Origin of the sequence: Lysinibacillus sp. FW12 (genome assembly GCF_050817245.1) — a bacterium.
In the GTDB taxonomy this organism is placed as follows: Bacteria; Bacillota; Bacilli; order Bacillales_A; family Planococcaceae; genus Lysinibacillus; species Lysinibacillus irui.
Genome location: NZ_CP139094.1, coordinates 820,055 through 838,790 on the forward strand (window position 1 = coordinate 820,055; position 18,736 = coordinate 838,790).

The 18,736-nt window shown below is 41.5% G+C and carries 12 protein-coding genes, 16 tRNA genes, 3 rRNA genes and 1 pseudogene; 28 read left to right on the forward strand and 4 right to left on the reverse strand.

From position 1 onward, the window contains the following. Nucleotides 1-287: 287 nt before the first annotated feature. The 25 genes from SJW71_RS04170 (at nucleotide 288) to SJW71_RS04290 (ending at nucleotide 12,163) form a co-directional block, all read left to right on the forward strand. A 16S ribosomal RNA gene (locus SJW71_RS04170) occupies nucleotides 288-1,839 on the forward strand. A gap of 306 nt (nucleotides 1,840-2,145) precedes the next feature. Beyond that, nucleotides 2,146-5,073, forward strand: a 23S ribosomal RNA gene (locus SJW71_RS04175). A 110-nt stretch (nucleotides 5,074-5,183) separates the two neighbouring features. Beyond that, a 5S ribosomal RNA gene (rrf, locus tag SJW71_RS04180) occupies nucleotides 5,184-5,299 on the forward strand. The 16S, 23S and 5S rRNA genes sit together here with 16 tRNA genes alongside, the layout of an rRNA operon. A 16-nt stretch (nucleotides 5,300-5,315) precedes the next feature. Next, nucleotides 5,316-5,392, forward strand: a tRNA-Asn gene (locus SJW71_RS04185). Nucleotides 5,393-5,397: 5 nt separating this feature from the next. Continuing rightward, nucleotides 5,398-5,489: transfer RNA gene (locus tag SJW71_RS04190), tRNA-Ser, on the forward strand. A 24-nt stretch (nucleotides 5,490-5,513) separates the two neighbouring features. Beyond that, nucleotides 5,514-5,588, forward strand: a tRNA-Glu gene (locus SJW71_RS04195). A gap of 15 nt (nucleotides 5,589-5,603) precedes the next feature. After that, a tRNA-Val gene (locus SJW71_RS04200) sits at nucleotides 5,604-5,679 on the forward strand. A gap of 26 nt (nucleotides 5,680-5,705) precedes the next feature. Then, nucleotides 5,706-5,780: transfer RNA gene (locus tag SJW71_RS04205), tRNA-Met, on the forward strand. A 3-nt stretch (nucleotides 5,781-5,783) separates the two neighbouring features. Further along, nucleotides 5,784-5,859, forward strand: a tRNA-Asp gene (locus tag SJW71_RS04210). A gap of 17 nt (nucleotides 5,860-5,876) precedes the next feature. Further along, nucleotides 5,877-5,952: transfer RNA gene (locus tag SJW71_RS04215), tRNA-Phe, on the forward strand. A 9-nt stretch (nucleotides 5,953-5,961) separates the two neighbouring features. Continuing rightward, nucleotides 5,962-6,037, forward strand: a tRNA-Thr gene (locus SJW71_RS04220). A 7-nt stretch (nucleotides 6,038-6,044) separates the two neighbouring features. Beyond that, nucleotides 6,045-6,128: transfer RNA gene (locus SJW71_RS04225), tRNA-Tyr, on the forward strand. A gap of 14 nt (nucleotides 6,129-6,142) precedes the next feature. Beyond that, nucleotides 6,143-6,216 (forward strand) — tRNA-Trp (locus SJW71_RS04230). A 12-nt stretch (nucleotides 6,217-6,228) separates the two neighbouring features. Continuing rightward, nucleotides 6,229-6,304 (forward strand) — tRNA-His (locus SJW71_RS04235). Nucleotides 6,305-6,339: 35 nt separating this feature from the next. Beyond that, a tRNA-His gene (locus SJW71_RS04240) sits at nucleotides 6,340-6,415 on the forward strand. A gap of 4 nt (nucleotides 6,416-6,419) precedes the next feature. After that, nucleotides 6,420-6,494: transfer RNA gene (locus SJW71_RS04245), tRNA-Gln, on the forward strand. A 5-nt stretch (nucleotides 6,495-6,499) separates the two neighbouring features. Next, nucleotides 6,500-6,574: transfer RNA gene (locus tag SJW71_RS04250), tRNA-Gly, on the forward strand. A 7-nt stretch (nucleotides 6,575-6,581) separates the two neighbouring features. Further along, nucleotides 6,582-6,655: transfer RNA gene (locus SJW71_RS04255), tRNA-Cys, on the forward strand. 47 nt (nucleotides 6,656-6,702) lie between these two features. Then, a tRNA-Leu gene (locus SJW71_RS04260) sits at nucleotides 6,703-6,783 on the forward strand. Nucleotides 6,784-7,186: 403 nt separating this feature from the next. After that, nucleotides 7,187-7,537, forward strand: coding sequence for a hypothetical protein (locus SJW71_RS04265; RefSeq protein WP_274794483.1), 351 nt, complete (start codon nucleotides 7,187-7,189; stop codon nucleotides 7,535-7,537). Between the two features lie 347 nt (nucleotides 7,538-7,884). Then, nucleotides 7,885-8,676, forward strand: a complete 792-nt coding sequence (locus SJW71_RS04270; RefSeq protein WP_431811769.1) for a phosphotransferase family protein — start codon at nucleotides 7,885-7,887, stop codon at nucleotides 8,674-8,676. Nucleotides 8,677-8,802: 126 nt separating this feature from the next. Continuing rightward, complete coding sequence (locus tag SJW71_RS04275) at nucleotides 8,803-9,834, forward strand: ABC transporter permease (protein WP_274794481.1); 1,032 nt, start codon at nucleotides 8,803-8,805, stop codon at nucleotides 9,832-9,834. A 2-nt stretch (nucleotides 9,835-9,836) separates the two neighbouring features. Continuing rightward, a complete protein-coding gene (locus SJW71_RS04280) occupies nucleotides 9,837-10,523 on the forward strand; it encodes an ABC transporter ATP-binding protein (RefSeq protein ID WP_274794480.1) in 687 nt (228 codons plus the stop codon). A 124-nt stretch (nucleotides 10,524-10,647) separates the two neighbouring features. Continuing rightward, on the forward strand, nucleotides 10,648-10,998 hold the full coding sequence (locus SJW71_RS04285) for a VOC family protein (protein WP_312507331.1): 351 nt from the start codon (nucleotides 10,648-10,650) through the stop codon (nucleotides 10,996-10,998). Nucleotides 10,999-11,077: 79 nt separating this feature from the next. After that, nucleotides 11,078-12,163, forward strand: coding sequence for an S-layer homology domain-containing protein (locus tag SJW71_RS04290; RefSeq protein WP_431811770.1), 1,086 nt, complete (start codon nucleotides 11,078-11,080; stop codon nucleotides 12,161-12,163). 36 nt (nucleotides 12,164-12,199) lie between these two features. On the opposite strand, the gene SJW71_RS04295 is transcribed toward SJW71_RS04290, so the two are convergent. Beyond that, on the reverse strand, nucleotides 12,200-12,946 hold the full coding sequence (locus tag SJW71_RS04295) for an arylamine N-acetyltransferase family protein (protein ID WP_341386851.1): 747 nt from the start codon (nucleotides 12,944-12,946) through the stop codon (nucleotides 12,200-12,202). A gap of 186 nt (nucleotides 12,947-13,132) precedes the next feature. Between SJW71_RS04295 and nagB the strand changes: the two genes are divergently transcribed. The 3 genes and pseudogenes from nagB to SJW71_RS04310 all read left to right on the forward strand — a co-directional run. After that, complete coding sequence (nagB, locus tag SJW71_RS04300; protein ID WP_274794476.1) at nucleotides 13,133-13,846, forward strand: glucosamine-6-phosphate deaminase; 714 nt, start codon at nucleotides 13,133-13,135, stop codon at nucleotides 13,844-13,846. Between the two features lie 363 nt (nucleotides 13,847-14,209). Further along, nucleotides 14,210-15,115: a S66 peptidase family protein gene (locus SJW71_RS04305; RefSeq protein WP_431811771.1), complete on the forward strand. Its 906-nt coding sequence runs from the start codon at nucleotides 14,210-14,212 to the stop codon at nucleotides 15,113-15,115. A gap of 13 nt (nucleotides 15,116-15,128) precedes the next feature. After that, a pseudogene (locus SJW71_RS04310) lies at nucleotides 15,129-15,524 on the forward strand (cytidine deaminase); the annotation flags it as partial. A 48-nt stretch (nucleotides 15,525-15,572) separates the two neighbouring features. Here the strand turns inward: SJW71_RS04310 and SJW71_RS04315 are convergent. From SJW71_RS04315 to SJW71_RS04325, 3 genes are all read right to left on the reverse strand, one after another. Then, a complete protein-coding gene (locus tag SJW71_RS04315; protein ID WP_274794473.1) occupies nucleotides 15,573-17,159 on the reverse strand; it encodes a catalase in 1,587 nt (528 codons plus the stop codon). A gap of 304 nt (nucleotides 17,160-17,463) precedes the next feature. Continuing rightward, a complete protein-coding gene (locus tag SJW71_RS04320) occupies nucleotides 17,464-17,973 on the reverse strand; it encodes a hypothetical protein (RefSeq protein WP_274794472.1) in 510 nt (169 codons plus the stop codon). A gap of 15 nt (nucleotides 17,974-17,988) precedes the next feature. Beyond that, on the reverse strand, nucleotides 17,989-18,678 hold the full coding sequence (locus SJW71_RS04325) for a B3/B4 domain-containing protein (protein WP_431811772.1): 690 nt from the start codon (nucleotides 18,676-18,678) through the stop codon (nucleotides 17,989-17,991). Between the last annotated feature and the right edge of the window lie 58 nt (nucleotides 18,679-18,736).

Here is an 18,736-nt window from a genome sequence, read left to right on the forward strand (position 1 = left end):
GTTGACGAATAATATCTTGGTATTGTATTATATTAATTGTCGCTAAGACATAACAAAAACTCAATGAAAAACACAAAAAACTTTTTTAAAAAGTAGTTGACATGATTTGAGTGAGATGTTAATATAAAGAAGTCGCTGAAAAACGACTTAAAAAATGAACCTTGAAAACTGAACAAGCAAAACGTAATCAATAAAGTTTTAAGTAACTAGTTTCGGCTAGTGAACAAAACAAAATTTTGGACATCAAAATTGATGCCAGCAAAACAATTTGAGCTAATCAAATTTCTTTTATGGAGAGTTTGATCCTGGCTCAGGACGAACGCTGGCGGCGTGCCTAATACATGCAAGTCGAGCGAACAGAGAAGGAGCTTGCTCCTTCGACGTTAGCGGCGGACGGGTGAGTAACACGTGGGCAACCTACCTTATAGTTTGGGATAACTCCGGGAAACCGGGGCTAATACCGAATAATCTGTTCCACCTCATGGCGGAACACTGAAAGACGGTTTCGGCTGTCGCTATAGGATGGGCCCGCGGCGCATTAGCTAGTTGGTGAGGTAACGGCTCACCAAGGCGACGATGCGTAGCCGACCTGAGAGGGTGATCGGCCACACTGGGACTGAGACACGGCCCAGACTCCTACGGGAGGCAGCAGTAGGGAATCTTCCACAATGGGCGAAAGCCTGATGGAGCAACGCCGCGTGAGTGAAGAAGGTTTTCGGATCGTAAAACTCTGTTGTAAGGGAAGAACAAGTACAGTAGTAACTGGCTGTACCTTGACGGTACCTTATTAGAAAGCCACGGCTAACTACGTGCCAGCAGCCGCGGTAATACGTAGGTGGCAAGCGTTGTCCGGAATTATTGGGCGTAAAGCGCGCGCAGGCGGTCCTTTAAGTCTGATGTGAAAGCCCACGGCTCAACCGTGGAGGGTCATTGGAAACTGGGGGACTTGAGTGCAGAAGAGGAAAGTGGAATTCCAAGTGTAGCGGTGAAATGCGTAGAGATTTGGAGGAACACCAGTGGCGAAGGCGACTTTCTGGTCTGTAACTGACGCTGAGGCGCGAAAGCGTGGGGAGCAAACAGGATTAGATACCCTGGTAGTCCACGCCGTAAACGATGAGTGCTAAGTGTTAGGGGGTTTCCGCCCCTTAGTGCTGCAGCTAACGCATTAAGCACTCCGCCTGGGGAGTACGGTCGCAAGACTGAAACTCAAAGGAATTGACGGGGGCCCGCACAAGCGGTGGAGCATGTGGTTTAATTCGAAGCAACGCGAAGAACCTTACCAGGTCTTGACATCCCGTTGACCACTGTAGAGATATAGTTTCCCCTTCGGGGGCAACGGTGACAGGTGGTGCATGGTTGTCGTCAGCTCGTGTCGTGAGATGTTGGGTTAAGTCCCGCAACGAGCGCAACCCTTGATCTTAGTTGCCATCATTTAGTTGGGCACTCTAAGGTGACTGCCGGTGACAAACCGGAGGAAGGTGGGGATGACGTCAAATCATCATGCCCCTTATGACCTGGGCTACACACGTGCTACAATGGACGATACAAACGGTTGCCAACTCGCGAGAGGGAGCTAATCCGATAAAGTCGTTCTCAGTTCGGATTGTAGGCTGCAACTCGCCTACATGAAGCCGGAATCGCTAGTAATCGCGGATCAGCATGCCGCGGTGAATACGTTCCCGGGCCTTGTACACACCGCCCGTCACACCACGAGAGTTTGTAACACCCGAAGTCGGTGAGGTAACCTTTTGGAGCCAGCCGCCGAAGGTGGGATAGATGATTGGGGTGAAGTCGTAACAAGGTAGCCGTATCGGAAGGTGCGGCTGGATCACCTCCTTTCTAAGGATTATTTCGGAATACAAACCTAGGGTTTGTAAGATTACGTTTTGCGTTCAGTTTTGAAGGTTCATTCTTCCGAATGAAATACTTCAAAACTTGTTCTTTGAAAACTGGATAAAACGACATTGAAATTGTAACAAACACATTTATTTTTTAAGTTTTTTTATAGGCTTAATAACATTAGTAAGGTTTCAAGACACAAGCAGTTCTAGGAAGCAATCGAGTGAATGAAGGAGCGTACTTCAGTACGTAACTGATTGAACGAGTGAAGCTGACAACGAAATGCGATGTGTATTGAAAGCTGTAGGTTAAGTTATTAAGGGCGCACGGCGAATGCCTTGGCACTAGGAGCCGAAGAAGGACGGCACTAACACCGATATGCTTCGGGGAGCTGTAAGTGAGCTTTGATCCGGAGATTTCCGAATGGGGGAACCCACTACGTTTAATCGCGTAGTATCTTGACGTGAATACATAGCGTCTTGAAGGCAGACCCAGGGAACTGAAACATCTAAGTACCTGGAGGAAGAGAAAGAAAAATCGATTCCCTGAGTAGCGGCGAGCGAAACGGGAAGAGCCCAAACCAAGAGGCTTGCCTCTTGGGGTTGTAGGACACTCTATACGGAGTTACAAAAGAGCGAGTTAGATGAAGCGACTTGGAAAGGTCCGCCAGAGCAGGTAAAAGCCCTGTAGTCGAAAGTTCGTTCTCTCCTGAGTGGATCCTGAGTACGGCGGAACACGTGAAATTCCGTCGGAATCCGGGAGGACCATCTCCCAAGGCTAAATACTACCTAGTGACCGATAGTGAACCAGTACCGTGAGGGAAAGGTGAAAAGCACCCCGGGAGGGGAGTGAAAGAGATCCTGAAACCGTGTGCCTACAAGTAGTTAGAGCCCGTTAATGGGTGATAGCGTGCCTTTTGTAGAATGAACCGGCGAGTTACGATTACGTGCGAGGTTAAGCTTTAGAAGGCGGAGCCGCAGCGAAAGCGAGTCTGAATAGGGCGAAATAGTACGTGGTCGTAGACCCGAAACCAGGTGATCTACCCATGTCCAGGGTGAAGGTAAGGTAACACTTACTGGAGGCCCGAACCCACGCACGTTGAAAAGTGCGGGGATGAGGTGTGGGTAGCGGAGAAATTCCAATCGAACTTGGAGATAGCTGGTTCTCTCCGAAATAGCTTTAGGGCTAGCCTCGTGATGAGAATACTGGAGGTAGAGCACTGTTTGGACTAGGGGGCCATCCCGGTTTACCGAATTCAGACAAACTCCGAATGCCAGATATTTATACACGGGAGTCAGACTGCGAGTGATAAGATCCGTAGTCAAAAGGGAAACAGCCCAGACCACCAGCTAAGGTCCCAAAGTAATCGTTAAGTGGAAAAGGATGTGGCGTTGCACAGACAACCAGGATGTTGGCTTAGAAGCAGCCATCATTTAAAGAGTGCGTAATAGCTCACTGGTCGAGTGACGCTGCGCCGAAAATGTATCGGGGCTAAACGATTCACCGAAGCTGTGGATTGACATCTACGATGTCAGTGGTAGGAGAGCGTTCTAAGTGCGTTGAAGTCAGACCGGAAGGACTGGTGGAGCGCTTAGAAGTGAGAATGCCGGTATGAGTAGCGAAAGACGGGTGAGAATCCCGTCCACCGTATGACTAAGGTTTCCTGAGGAAGGCTCGTCCGCTCAGGGTTAGTCGGGACCTAAGCCGAGGCCGACAGGCGTAGGCGATGGACAACAGGTTGATATTCCTGTACCACCTCCTCACCGTTTGAGAAATGGGGGGACGCAGTAGGATAGGGTAAGCGCGCTGTTGGTTATGCGCGTCCAAGCAGTAAGGCGTGTGTGTAGGCAAATCCGCACACTGTAACGTTGAGCTGTGATGGCGAGTCCGTATGGACGAAGTTCCTGATTTCACACTGCCAAGAAAAGCCTCTATCGAGGTGAGAGGTGCCCGTACCGCAAACCGACACAGGTAGTCGAGGAGAGAATCCTAAGGTGTGCGAGAGAACTCTCGTTAAGGAACTCGGCAAAATGACCCCGTAACTTCGGGAGAAGGGGTGCTCTTGAGCGTGCAAGCGCATGAGAGCCGCAGTGAATAGGCCCAGGCGACTGTTTAGCAAAAACACAGGTCTCTGCAAAACCGTAAGGTGACGTATAGGGGCTGACGCCTGCCCGGTGCTGGAAGGTTAAGAGGAGTGGTTAGCGCAAGCGAAGCTGCGAATTGAAGCCCCAGTAAACGGCGGCCGTAACTATAACGGTCCTAAGGTAGCGAAATTCCTTGTCGGGTAAGTTCCGACCCGCACGAAAGGCGTAACGATCTGGGCACTGTCTCAACGAGAGACTCGGTGAAATTATAGTACCTGTGAAGATGCAGGTTACCCGCGACAGGACGGAAAGACCCCGTGGAGCTTTACTGTAGCCTGATATTGAATTTTGGTACAACTTGTACAGGATAGGTAGGAGCCAGAGATCTCGGAGCGCCAGCTTCGAAGGAGGCGTCGGTGGGATACTACCCTGGTTGTATTGAAATTCTAACCCATGCCCCTTAGCGGGGCAGGAGACAGTGTCAGGCGGACAGTTTGACTGGGGCGGTCGCCTCCTAAAAGGTAACGGAGGCGCCCAAAGGTTCCCTCAGAATGGTTGGAAATCATTCGTAGAGTGTAAAGGCACAAGGGAGCTTGACTGCGAGACCTACAAGTCGAGCAGGGTCGAAAGACGGGCTTAGTGATCCGGTGGTTCCGCATGGAAGGGCCATCGCTCAACGGATAAAAGCTACCCCGGGGATAACAGGCTTATCTCCCCCAAGAGTCCACATCGACGGGGAGGTTTGGCACCTCGATGTCGGCTCATCGCATCCTGGGGCTGTAGTCGGTCCCAAGGGTTGGGCTGTTCGCCCATTAAAGCGGTACGCGAGCTGGGTTCAGAACGTCGTGAGACAGTTCGGTCCCTATCCGTCGTGGGCGTAGGAAATTTGAGAGGAGCTGTCCTTAGTACGAGAGGACCGGGATGGACACACCGCTGGTGTACCAGTTGTCTTGCCAAAGGCATCGCTGGGTAGCTATGTGTGGACGGGATAAGTGCTGAAAGCATCTAAGCATGAAGCCCCCCTCAAGATGAGATTTCCCATTACGCAAGTAAGTAAGATCCCTCAAAGACGATGAGGTAGATAGGTTCGAGGTGGAAGTGTGGTGACACATGGAGCTGACGAATACTAATCGATCGAGGACTTAACCAAATTGTTTGAAGCAGTCAATGTACGTTTATCCAGTTTTGAAAGAATAAAATATTATAATATACTTGTAATTTTGATAAAATATGTTATAATAGGTATTGTCTTTCAAATAGTCTAGTGATGATGGCAAAGAGGTCACACCCGTTCCCATACCGAACACGGAAGTTAAGCTCTTTAGCGCCGATGGTAGTTGGGGGCTTCCCCCTGTGAGAGTAGGACGTCGCTAGGCTATATACTAAAATTATTCCGAAGTAGCTCAGTTGGTAGTAGCACCTGACTGTTAATCAGGTTGTCGCAGGTTCGAGTCCTGCCTTCGGAGCCATTCTTGGAGAGTTGTCCGAGTGGCCGAAGGAGCACGATTGGAAATCGTGTAGGCGGTTAACACTGTCTCAAGGGTTCAAATCCCTTACTCTCCGCCAGCACTTTGATTTATTCCAAACGAAGGCCCCTTGGTCAAGTGGTTAAGACACCGCCCTTTCACGGCGGTAACACGGGTTCGAATCCCGTAGGGGTCACCATTTAAATACCCAGATGGAGGATTAGCTCAGCTGGGAGAGCATCTGCCTTACAAGCAGAGGGTCGGCGGTTCGAGCCCGTCATCCTCCACCATATTTTTTATAACAACATAGTATTATCGCGGGGTGGAGCAGTGGTAGCTCGTCGGGCTCATAACCCGAAGGTCGTTGGTTCAAATCCGGCCCCCGCAACCAAATGGTCCCGTGGTGTAGCGGTTAACATGCCTGCCTGTCACGCAGGAGATCGCCGGTTCGATCCCGGTCGGGACCGCCATTTATTTTTTTAAATATGGGTCAGTAGCTCAGTTGGTAGAGCATTAGATTGAAGCTCTAAGTGTCGGCGGTTCGATTCCGTCCTGACCCACCATATTTTTTTGCCGGTTTAGCTCAGCAGGTAGAGCAACTGACTTGTAATCAGTAGGTCGTGGGTTCGATTCCTATAGCCGGCACCATTTTCCCGGAGGGGTAGCGAAGTGGCTAAACGCGGCGGACTGTAAATCCGCTCCTTAGGGTTCGGCGGTTCGAATCCGTCCCCCTCCACCAGTTTTTTTTACTATAGGGGCATAGTTCAACGGTAGAATAGAGGTCTCCAAAACCTTTGGTGTGGGTTCGATTCCTACTGCCCCTGCCAATTAATTTTATGGCGATTGTGGCGAAGTGGTTAACGCACCGGATTGTGGTTCCGGCATTCGTGGGTTCGATTCCCATCAGTCGCCCCATCAAATATAAAATTAATAAACATCATAATACAATGGCGATTGTGGCGAAGTGGTTAACGCACCGGATTGTGGTTCCGGCATTCGTGGGTTCGATTCCCATCAGTCGCCCCATTGTTGGGGTATAGCCAAGCGGTAAGGCAACGGATTTTGATTCCGTCATGCCTAGGTTCGAATCCTAGTACCCCAGCCATTTTTGCGGAAGTAGTTCAGTGGTAGAACACCACCTTGCCAAGGTGGGGGTCGCGAGTTCGAACCTCGTCTTCCGCTCCAATATGATGGCGGCATAGCCAAGTGGTAAGGCACGGGTCTGCAACACCCTTATCACCGGTTCAAATCCGGTTGCCGCCTCCATATTTTATCTGATAATCGGTTTATCCGATTTTTTTTATCTCCATTATGCCGGTGTGGCGGAATTGGCAGACGCGCACGACTCAAAATCGTGTTCCTTTGGAGTGTCGGTTCGACCCCGACCACCGGTATCATTACGTTATATATACGTTACATTTAGTAAGTTTAGAAAGCTCACAAACCTTGTACTATCAAGGTTTGTGAGCTTTTTGTATTTCCTAGGAATACGATCGAAAACGAGTAGAATTGATTATGTTTACACAAGCTCATTATCTAAAAAAAGGTTTTATGAGAGGTTCCAACAATTCTTCTAATCTTAGTCTAGATTTTAAACCTAGTAAAAGCAAGAGAGCTATTTAAGGGACAGTATGAATTTACTTAACACAGCTATAATCATGTCTCTAATGTTCTATACATGATATAATAAAATGGAAATATGATGAATATATGAATGAATATTACATAAAATAGAAGTTGGAGAAAATTTATGATTAGTATTAAAAGGATTATAATTTTTTTGAAAGGATGATTATAATGAAAACGATTTATATTTATCCAAAATTAGCAATGGGGTTTAGAGGATTTGCAACTGGTTTAGATCGAGAAGGATTCTTTTTGAAAAAAAGGTCATCGAGACTGAAAAAAACCATAGAAGATTCACTAAAAGAAAATAATTTGAGTACTTTTAATGTAGAAGTAACTCATGGGTATGAATCTCCAGAGGAATTATTAGAAAATGATGGCGTATTAGTTTTGATTTCTCCATATTTAAAAAGTTTACTTAGTCACATTGATTTTTCAAAAAGTGGTTACTATCTTTTGTCAGAGGAGGAATATAATTCGCAAAATATTGATAACCTCATAAAGTATATAAAAACGCTATGAAACTATAAATGCATAGTTAAAAGAAAATAATTGAAATGCTAAAAAACATTTTGAGATAGCGACTTCCACCAAGAGCTTATGAGGAAGCAGCAATGCTTATATAAAAGGAAAGTTTACATATTACTTTTAAGAAGCCTTATACTCGCTACACTTTAACCTTCTATTCAAAAGGATCCTCTTATTTTTATATGATAATTAACTATCCCAATAATTATTCTTTCAATTACAACTCTAACATTGTGGACCATACAAAAATGTTGTTGCATAGAAAGGAAAAGATAACAAAGAATTGAATTTATAGATGGTAAAGTAGAAGTTAATACATCAAAGCTGAGGTGTTGAAAATTTTGAAACCCATACAACTAAATGAAATACCTAAAGAGATCGTCGAGTATGTCGGAGCAGTTATTAATATTCATTTTCCTAGACAGGGACATACATCCGATGTAGGAATTCTTAATTCTAAAAGAGGGACATTCGTTTTAAAAAGAGCAAAAGGAAAGCCATTCTGTACTTGGTTATCGAAAGAAGCATGGATACTTAAAAATCTAGCAGCATCTGCCTTACCTACTCCGAGGCTATATTATTTTATCGAACAACCAATACAAAATCAGTCATGGGCATTAATGACATATTTAGAAGGCGACACCGTTAGAAGTGCCCTAGAAAAAGAAGATAATACAGAAAATAGACATGAAATACTATTTAACTTTGGAAGGGTGCTATCTGCCATTCATTCAACTCCATGTCCAAAGGAGTTAGTAAAGGACACAGTATGGATAGACGATATGCTGGGACAAGCTGAGTTTAATTTAAAAAATTATAAAGTAGATGGCACAGCTGAATTGTTAAGTAGGTTGAAGAGACACAAACCAAAGATGACTCAGCAAACCTTTATACATGGTGATTTCACAATTGATAACGTACTTGTACATAATGGGAGGATTTCGGGAATAATTGATTGGAGCGCTGGAGCATGGGGTGACCCACGATATGATGTTGCTTTAGCAATTCGTCCTAAGCCACGGGCATTTGAAACAGAAATAGATAAACAAATTTTCTATGAAGGGTATGGCGTAAAGTTAATAAACGATAGTGAATACAACTATTTTAAAAATGGTTTATATGAATTTTTTTAAATTAATAAATCTTCAACCACTCTAATGAGTGGTTTTTTGTTTTCTATTTCTTTTTTTATATTAGTTCATTCTCCGTTCATTTAACAATTTTAAGATATGGGTATCAACGAAATGGAGGGGTTAAGGATGAATCTTGCCTGGAAGGAAATAAAGAAGAATAAAGTACGGTTTTTAATTTTGGGCTCCATTATTTTTCTAGTAAGCTTTTTAACATTTATTATTTCAGGTTTGGCAAATGGCCTGTCACAAGATAATGCAGCATTAATTAAAGATTTACCAAAGGGACATTTTTACATGGCTGAGGATGCAGAGGGTACGTTTAATCTTTCGAGAATCGATAGCAATCTTCAGCAGGAGGTAATGGGTAAAGAGAAAGAGGCAGTGGCTTTTTCGATTCAAATGGGCTTTTTAAATGATAAGGACGATAAACAGCAGAGTGTTGCTTTTGTTTCATCTACGGAATCCACACTGTTTAAAAATGTACATCAAGGTGAGGTTATTTTAGATAGCTCGTTGCAGGAAAAAGGGATTCAGATTGGTGACGTATTGACGAATAATCAATACAGTGGAGAATTTATTGTCAAAGGGTTTGTAGAGCAAAAGAAATTTAGTCATTCGCCTGTCGCTTATATTAGTAAAGAGGCCTACCAGGAAATGTACCGAGTAAAAGATATGCAGCTAATTTTTGTACCAAACAGCGGAGCAGAGGACATTAATGAGCTTCAGGCATATAGCAATAAAGAATTTCTCAATACTATTCCTAGCTATAATGCGGAACAGTTGTCCTTAAACATGATCATTTGGTTTTTAGTTGTGATTAGCGGCATGCTATTCGCTATTTTCTTCTATATGATGAATGTACAAAAAATTGGTTTGTACGGCATTTTAAAAGCAATTGGTTTAAAAACAAGTAGGTTGTTCAAAATGATTTGGACTCAAATGGTTATTATTACAGCTCTATCACTTGTGGTATCAGTCAGTCTTAGCCAGGTTTTCAATGTAGTTGCTCCCAAAGGAATGCCCTTCACCTTAACATTTGGTACAACAACACAATTATCCATGGTGTTCCTCATCATTGGTTTTATCGGAGCGACATTGTCAGGGCTACAAATTAAAAAAATTGAACCGTTACAAGCTATACAACAAGGGGAGGCTTAATCATGACGTTATTTACAATCGATGCAGTAAGAAAAACGTTTAAAAATGGCGAAGTCGAAGAAGAAATTTTGAAAGGCATTAATCTTTCATTAAAAGAGGGAGAAATTACGGCATTGGTTGGTGCCTCTGGTTCAGGGAAAAGTACATTGTTAACGATAGCAGCTGGATTGCAGAAAGCAACTGAAGGGCAAGTACTCTTTGAGGAACAAAATCTTACAAAGATGAGCACTGAACAGATACGAAAGTTGCGTGCTAGTAAATTTGGCTTTGTCTTTCAATTCGCGCATCTCGTACCCTTTCTTACAGTGGAGGAGCAGCTGCTATTAATGCTAGATGTAGCTGAATCTCCATTAAAGAGTCATGAACAGCAGTATGAAGTGAATCGCTTATTACAATTGGTGGGAATGGCTCATCGTAAAAAAGCTTATCCTTCTTCATTATCAGGTGGGGAAAAACAGCGTGTTGCAATTGCACGTGCGATCATCCATCAACCTAAAGTATTATTTGCTGATGAGCCAACAGCTAGCTTAGATTCCCAGCGTTCTCAAGAAATTATGTTTTTACTCAGAGAATTAACCAAAACATTAAAGATTACAACGTTGATGGTGACGCATGATGAAGAAATGTTAGCTTATACAGACCGTATTGTTAAAATGAATGATGGAATTGTATTACAAACCATACAGTAAGTTTTTAGGCTAACACTAATTGATAAAACTAAATATTAATGTCATTTTTTAATTAAATAAAGAGGAAATCTTATCTAGTTTATTGAACTAAACATTATGCTTCAATATGTAGAGGAGGATATATATGGGAAGAGTGGTCGGTTTTGAATTAAATAGTCAAGATCCAGAGAAAGCAGCTGCGTTTTATAATAAGGTGTTTGGCTGGGAGGTGGCACCCCCCTTTTGGGATTATAGAGAAGTTACGACAGGGAACGAAGAGATAAAAGGGATTGATGGTGGAATAGGTAAAGGACCAAGCGATTTTCCACATGGTACTCGTATTCAAATTGAAGTAGATGCCATTGATGAAGTGATTGAACAGGCAAAAAACAATGGTGCTTCTATTTTGCGAGATAAAATGGAATTTGATAATTTTTTTCTTGCCTATTTGGTTGATCCGACTGGAATAGGCATAGGATTAATTCAATATAAATAAAAAAGCCTCTTAAAGAAGAGGCTTTTTTAATTTTTAAGAAGTAGTTTTTAGGGTAAAGAATCGATGGAGGAGGAATGACATGAAAAACCTATTGAAAATAGTATGTTTAATCCTGATAACTATTGGCATATTACCTAAGGAAGCAAAGGCGGCTAGTTTTATAGATATAGCTGATGATACATTGATGACAGAAATTGATTATTTGGTGGAGCAGGATATTATAAAAGGCTACTCCAAAACCTTATTCAAACCGAATGAAAATGTTACAAAAGCACAGGTAGCTGTAATGTTAACTCGTGCTTTGGGTTTAAATACAATTAATGTAGAAAATCCAAACTTTCAGGATGTAACGACAGCGCATAAGTATTATAAAGAAATAGCTGCAGTAGAAAATAAGGGTATTTTTGATTCAGCTGATAAATTTAATCCAGATTCAATGATTACCAGGGGACAAATGGCTATTGTGCTGCAACGGGCTTTCCAATTAAAAGGCACCGATTCCTATTATTTTTCAGATGTAACGGAACAGACACCAGGGTATAAGGAAATTTTAGCACTGGCTCATAATCATTTAGTAAGGGGCTATGAGGATGGGTCATTTCAGCCAAATAAACCTGTTACACGAGCCCATTTCTCAGCGTTTTTGGCACGAGCGATGACCCTGGCTAGACCTAACCTATTAAAAGATCCTACTTTTGTTTATACGTATGCCTATTATTCTTTAAATGATCATAAACGTTATACGTTAAACTACCAGTATCATCATCATGACGGTAAAAATGATGTATGGACGGTTCAAAATTTAAGTTCAGCTCAAACATTTCCTAATGAGCTGTTGTATGGTCATGATCGTATATATGGTCAGGCTATTGCTGATAAGGCTAACACACATTACGACTTATATTTGGAACTACCTCTTAGAATAGGTGTCATGTTACATGAAGATGATCCTGGAGTTTCGTCTGGTGTACGAGTGACAGTTAAAACAACTAACGGTACTGTTCAGGCGGGTGATGTGCAATTTTCAGGTGTGATAATACTTGAAGAAAAATCAATTTATAGTGATGTAGTAAAAACTTATTATTTTGTCGATGAGATTGGTTTAGTCAAAGAGCTACACAATGATATTGTCGTTTACGAGTTACTTAATCGTACAATGAAATAAACAGAAAGCAAGCCTCCTTTTTAAAGTGGGCTTGCTTTAAGCATGTAAAGTTATATGAAAAAACCGCTGAAGTGCTTGTAGCCATTCCTTATCATTCTGTGTTGTATAGGTTGTTAAGGAGGATCCTTCATAGATTCTAAATTCGTTGTTCATCATAGTATGACGTCCATGAGCCGTTCGAATCATAGCAATTTTATTTTTCTGCTTAGAGAGTCTGGGAGCAAACATAGCATCATTTGCATCGTCACGAAAACTATAGAGCAAACGCCAGTTTTGTTTTGCTTGCTCGAAAAGCATCCAACCATTTATTTCATCCCGTTCTACTTTATATAACTCACGGCCTTCACGGTGTTGATGTCCTGCAATTAAAGGTACAGGCTTACAGGGGGCTAAAGCACCTACACCCACATCTGATATATAGGATTGTCCAGCGTCATTTACTAATAAAAGCTGATGCATGGGAATCTCTTCTACAGGAGTGTTTTCTGCCACGTTGCGCCAAAATTGAGCATAGCGATTGGTTACGGAAAAGCCAAGCTCCCGTAAGAGCCAACTAAATAAAATATTGAGTTCAAAGCAATTTCCGCCACGCCGATTAATAATTATTTTTTGAAATAAATCAGGAATAGCGAAGGAGATACCACGGTTCAAGGCCACATCTAAATTTTCATAGGGAATGGTCAACAGATGCTTAGTTTGGAGCTTTCCAAGTAATTGGATGGTTGGCTCCAAAGATCCTTGAAATTGAATTTGCTGTAAATATAGCTGAATCTGTGAATTCATAAAATCGCCTCACTTCCATACTAATAACATAACCGAAACAGCCTAAGATTACACGCATAATATTAACATGGAAATGATAGAAAAATAGTTATATAACTAGTAAAATTAATATATTAGCTACTATAAAGTGAAATATTTTACATTTTAGTTAATAATAATGAAGGTAAGGTAGGTATGGTAAGCATAATGAAATGGATAGAAGTGAATACATATGAGGAAATGAGCGAAGTTGCCGCGAATATTTTCTCCAAACAAATACAAGAGAAGCCTGATAGCATTTTAGGATTAGCAACAGGCGGTTCACCTGTAGGCATGTATAAGGAATTAGTGAAACGACATCAAGCAGATCGTTTATCATTTAAGAATATTCAAACGTTTAACTTGGATGAATATGTCGGTCTTGAACAAACTAGTCCTGCAAGCTACTGGACATTTATGCATGAGAATTTATTTAATTTTGTGGATATACAGCCGGAGAATATTCATTTGCCAAATGGTAAGACAGCAGATTTAACTGCTGAGTGTGTAGCTTATGATGAGCGAATTAAAGAAGCAGGGGGAATAGATTTACAGCTTTTGGGAATCGGGGTAAATGGACATATAGGTTTTAATGAGCCTGGTACTCCGTTTGATTCTATGACCAATATTGTAGAATTAACTGAGTCTACAAGAACAGAAAATGCTATTTATTTTAATGATCCTTCTGAAGTACCAACACATGCAATTACAATGGGGATTCAATCCATTATGAAGGCCAAAGAAATTGTCCTTATTGCCTTTGGGGAAAAGAAACTTGATGCTATTGAAAAATTAAAAAGTGGTCATGTGACGGAAGAATTCCCTGCAAGTCAATTATTAAACCATCCAAATGTTACAATTATCTTTGGTGGAACAAAATAAACATAATAAGCAAGGACTTCTTATGATTGAGGTCTTTGCTTTTTGTTTTTTTCTGGAAAATACACTACTAATGACTTAGCTTAAAGTAGATAACACTGGTTTCTGAGCGCCTTCGCACTACTTTGGAGCGGATCGCACCCGTTTTTGAGCGTTTTCCCCTTAGCTAAGAGCGATTCTCTTCTCTTATTGAGCGTCTTCATTCCATCTAGGAGCGGATCTCATGCTACTATGAGCGGGTTCACCTAATCTTGGAGCAAACCTCGTGCATCAATAGAGCAGAAGATATCATTACCTTTCAGGAGACTATTCAATGCTTGCAGAGTATTGGTATGCTAGAATTAGGAAAACAGAGGAGGGATTGTGTTGAAAAGTACCGTACCACATTTAGAAAAGGGAGATCTAGTTGGTGTTGTTGCCCTTTCAAGTGTTGTAGAACCTGAAAAGCTAGGGGAAGCATTAGCATTTTTAGATGAATTGGGTCTTCGCTATATTATCGGTGATACGATCCATGCCAAACATGATTATTTGGCTGGGGATGATGAGACGAGATTAAGTGACCTGCATGAAATGGTGAAAAATCCGGAGGTCAAAGCAATCTTTTGTGCAAAGGGGGGCTACGGCTCTGCACGAATAGCTGAAAAAATTGATTATGCTTTATTAGAAGAAAATCCTAAAATATTTTGGGGGTTTTCAGATCTTACATATTTACATTGTGCGATAAATGAGTATGCTCATCTAGTGACATTTCACGGACCAATGTTGATGTCAGCTAGTAAGATAGATGATTTATCGAAGAAAATGTTCTTACAATTATTTTCTCCGATCGAAATTCAGTATACAGAGGCGATCTCTCCCTTAACAACGATTGCTGGTGGTGTGGCACGAGGTGAAATGATCGGAGGTAATCTCAATCGTCTTGTCAGCACATTAGGAACTAAATTTGAAGTGCAAACAGAGGGCCGTATTTTATTAATAGAGGAAATGGGGGAAACGATCTCAGGAATTGATTCGATGCTTCAGCAATTAAAACAAGCAAGAAAGTTAGAACAGCTCGCAGGTGTTGTCATTGGCTCATTTACACAGACGAAATCTGATGAAATGGCATTACATCTATTAATGAAGGAATATTTTGGGGATTTAGGCATTCCAGTTGTGGCTGGCTTTAAGATTGGACATGAAACAACGAATATTGCCATCCCGTTCGGAGTAGATGCTATTTTAGATGCGCAGGAAAAGGTGTTGCGGATTTTACCTGGCGTGCATGAATGAGAGGGGGATGAAGATGGCTATTGAAAAAGTACTCTATGAGGCTGCAATAGCATTAGCAGAAAAAAGATACCCCTCTGGATGGGGAGGAGCTGCAGCGTTATATACCGAAAATGGACAGATTTTAACAAGTGTTGCACCAGAGGTAATCAATGCAGCTACTGAACTATGTATGGAAACAGGTGCTATACTAGAGGCACATAAATTTAATGTAAAGGTTACGCATTCGATTTGTGTAGCTCGAGAAAATGAAAAATCAGAGTTTGTAGTGCTTACACCATGTGAGGTTTGCCAGGAAAGACTTTTTTATTGGGGAGAGAATGTCAAAGCAGCTATTACCAACCCAGATGGTGAATTACTATTTAAATCATTGAAAGAAATACAGCCCTATCATTGGTATAGAGCATATCAATACTACAAAAAAGACATTACAAAAAATGTAATGTCTTTTTTTGCTTTCTTAATAAGGCTCAGCATCATGACCTTTATTTATTGCATCTTGAGGCGCTTGATTGCCATCAATATTGCCAAGTGGCTTAGAAGTAGAGGAATGTTCTCTGGCCTTTTGTAATCCTTCTTTTAGTAAGCGTCCATATTCTTCATCCGCTTCTTCCGCAAGAGCTATCATGGCGTTTTGAATATCTTCATGACAGACAGCTAAGTCACGAATTAAATTTTCAAGAAGCTCATCACGTTCCCATTGCTCAAAGTTACGGTAGGTTTCACCTGCTTGCTTCGTATTACTTTGACGATCAATCGATTCTCGAACAAGATTTCCTTCTACATAAGGTGTATATTCCTTGCCTGTCTGTGTGGCTTCCTTTAAACCATTCAACATGGATGGTTCATAATTAATATGTGGATTTTGACCAGGTGCCAAATCACGCTTATACATCATTTGCCCACCATGTTGATTGGTTGCAACCCGTTTTTTAGGTGCGTTAATCGGTAATTGCAAATAGTTGGCTCCTACACGATGACGCTGTGTATCGGAATAAGAGAAAGTACGACCTTGCAACATTTTATCATCCGAAAAATCTAAGCCATCGACAAGTACCCCTGTGCCGAAAGTAGCTTGTTCCACCTCTGCAAAATAATCTTCAGGATTTTTATTTAACACCATTTTGCCGACCGGATACCATGGGAATTGATCGTTTGGCCAAAGCTTTGTATCATCCAGTGGATCAAAATCAAGCTCAGGATGTGGGCCGTCCTCCATAATTTGCACATGTAGCTCCCATTCAGGATATTCCCCACGTTCAATCGCGTCATACAAATCCTGTGTGGCATGATTGAAATTCTTCTTTTGAATTTCTTCTGCTTCCTTTTGTGTTAAATTTTTAATACCTTGAAGCGGTTCCCAATGGTATTTAACGAGTACTGCTTTCCCCTCATTATTAACCCACTTATACGTATTAACGCCAGAGCCTTGCATCATCCGATAGTTAGCTGGAATGCCCCAAGGGGAGTACACAAAAGTGACCATATGGAATGTTTCTGGCGAGCTCGCACAAAAATCAAAGAAACGTTCAACATTCTGTATATTCGTAATAGGATCAGGCTTAAAAGCATGAATCATGTCTGGAAATTTAATGGCATCGCGAATGAAGAAAATCTTTAAATTATTGCCTACCAAATCCCAGTTTCCATCCTCTGTATAAAACTTAACCGCAAAGCCTCGAGGGTCACGTAATGTTTCGGGGGAGTGTCCACCATGTATAACGGTTGAGAAACGTACAAAGACAGGCGTTTTCTTCCCTTTTTCCTGAAAGACTTTGGCACGTGTATATTTAGAAATCGGATCGTCACCAACAACACCATACGTTTCAAAATAGCCATGTGCCCCTGCACCACGAGCATGGACAACTCGCTCTGGAACTCTTTCTCGGTCAAAGTGACTCAGTTTCTCTAGAAAATCATAATTTTCAAGAGTTGCTGGACCACGATTACCGATTGTTCTTAGGTTTTGGTTGTTTGTAATCGGATGACCCTGTCGATTTGTCAATGTTGTATCTTGCTCATGGGTTGAATCATTTTGCTTTGTCATAGTATGACCCCTTTCCTATAGATACTTCCATTTTGTCCTTGAATGGGGCAAACTAGACATTAAAAATCTAAGCCTATTGTGTGAGCCAATAAAAAAGCTCTCCTTACATAAATGTAGGAGAGCTTCGGATGGCGTTTTCAAACGGAATCAAGTTGTTTTGAGTATGGCTTTTGCCTATGGTTGGTCATTAGTCATCGGTCATACAGTAACAGGTCACTTGGAATTGGTTTAAACTAAGTTAGCAGAAAAAGCTAATTTGAAAACAGCACATCCAACCTCGGTTTGGAGTCTCACCGCCCCGAGTCTAGAAATAACGAGAGTCATCAAAATTAATTTGTATACTATAATTTTTCGAATTAATAAGATTGGATAATTTATGTGCATCTTTTTCAAGTTTAATCGCACGTTCTCGATAGTCGTCGGGTTCATACATGGCGATTTCGTATAACAACGCATTTTCACCATAGCCAAATCGGACACTTTCTTTTTCACGCATGCTGAATTCTTTACAAAGTTCAGCCTCGGCACGGAGCTGTGTTGCTAGTTCAATGGCTTCCACCAGAGCTAGTTTTTGCCCTTTAAAATCTACTGAGTTTTGGATATTCGCTTCATATACTAAACGATCTAATGTGCGTGCATCTAAACGAACCTGTGCTAATTCAGCTTCAATTAGCGGCATCGCACGATAACTTGTTTTAGGAGCTTGTCCTTTTTCTACTGTTACAAAAGCACTGCGATGTAATTCACTCACAAGTTCTTGAGTTTTCTTTCCTAATATACTTTTTAATTTAACAGCTTCTGCAAGGTTAATCACGAAAACACGTCCTTTTTATAGTGTTGTAGATGGTGCATCGTTAGACAAGAGAGCGATTTGATAGTCACCGCCATGAATTTGATTAAACATTTTTCCTGCTGACATAAGAAGGTCGTTTGCAGCTTCATTTGTTAAGGATGGTCGAAGATAAAATAGCTGTAACGCCTCAGTTGTTTCTTCTGTAACAGCTGTACGTGTAGAATCTACGAAAGGTGAACCAAATCCACCTACCTCATCACGACTGTAGAGAATATTTTTTAATGTATTAAAACGACCATTTAAACCTTCGTAGCCAACTTCTTCATGACCTAAAGTAATTTCTACAAACTCTTTGATTTTCGAGACATCATATAGACCAATTGGCATTTCGTATTGGAGAGAGAAAAAATTATTCAAATCAACACCTGAATGAAGAGGTGTTAAATAATTTTGTTTACTAATTCGGCGCATTAAGCTTTCTGCTGAGTGACGATGACGGTTTGGATCAGCACCGAGTTTTTTCCATAGCTTTCGCCATTCAGCAATACCCTCTAGCTGAGTAACAGGATGATCCTGCAATTCTAAATAAAGGTTTTCCTGATACAATTGCATTCTACCTTTAATCATTTGAGGGGATTCTGCAACGACAATTTTGGTATAATGAATAATGCCGATTTTTAGCTCGGGATGTTGTGCTAATAGAGATTGGTTAATGGAAATTTCCAAAGAACTTCACCTACTTTATCTATTTCTACTATTGTACCATGTAAGGAGTTGGAAATAA

Coding starts and splice junctions, on each gene's coding strand:
- SJW71_RS04290 (WP_431811770.1), top strand. CDS start 11,078: ATGAAAAACCTATTGAAAATAGTATGTTTAATCCTGATAACTATTGGC.
- SJW71_RS04280 (WP_274794480.1), top strand. CDS start 9,837: ATGACGTTATTTACAATCGATGCAGTAAGAAAAACGTTTAAAAATGGC.
- SJW71_RS04295 (WP_341386851.1), bottom strand. CDS start 12,946: ATGAATTCACAGATTCAGCTATATTTACAGCAAATTCAATTTCAAGGA.
- SJW71_RS04285 (WP_312507331.1), top strand. CDS start 10,648: ATGGGAAGAGTGGTCGGTTTTGAATTAAATAGTCAAGATCCAGAGAAA.
- nagB (WP_274794476.1), top strand. CDS start 13,133: ATGAAATGGATAGAAGTGAATACATATGAGGAAATGAGCGAAGTTGCC.
- SJW71_RS04275 (WP_274794481.1), top strand. CDS start 8,803: ATGAATCTTGCCTGGAAGGAAATAAAGAAGAATAAAGTACGGTTTTTA.
- SJW71_RS04315 (WP_274794473.1), bottom strand. CDS start 17,159: ATGACAAAGCAAAATGATTCAACCCATGAGCAAGATACAACATTGACA.
- SJW71_RS04265 (WP_274794483.1), top strand. CDS start 7,187: ATGAAAACGATTTATATTTATCCAAAATTAGCAATGGGGTTTAGAGGA.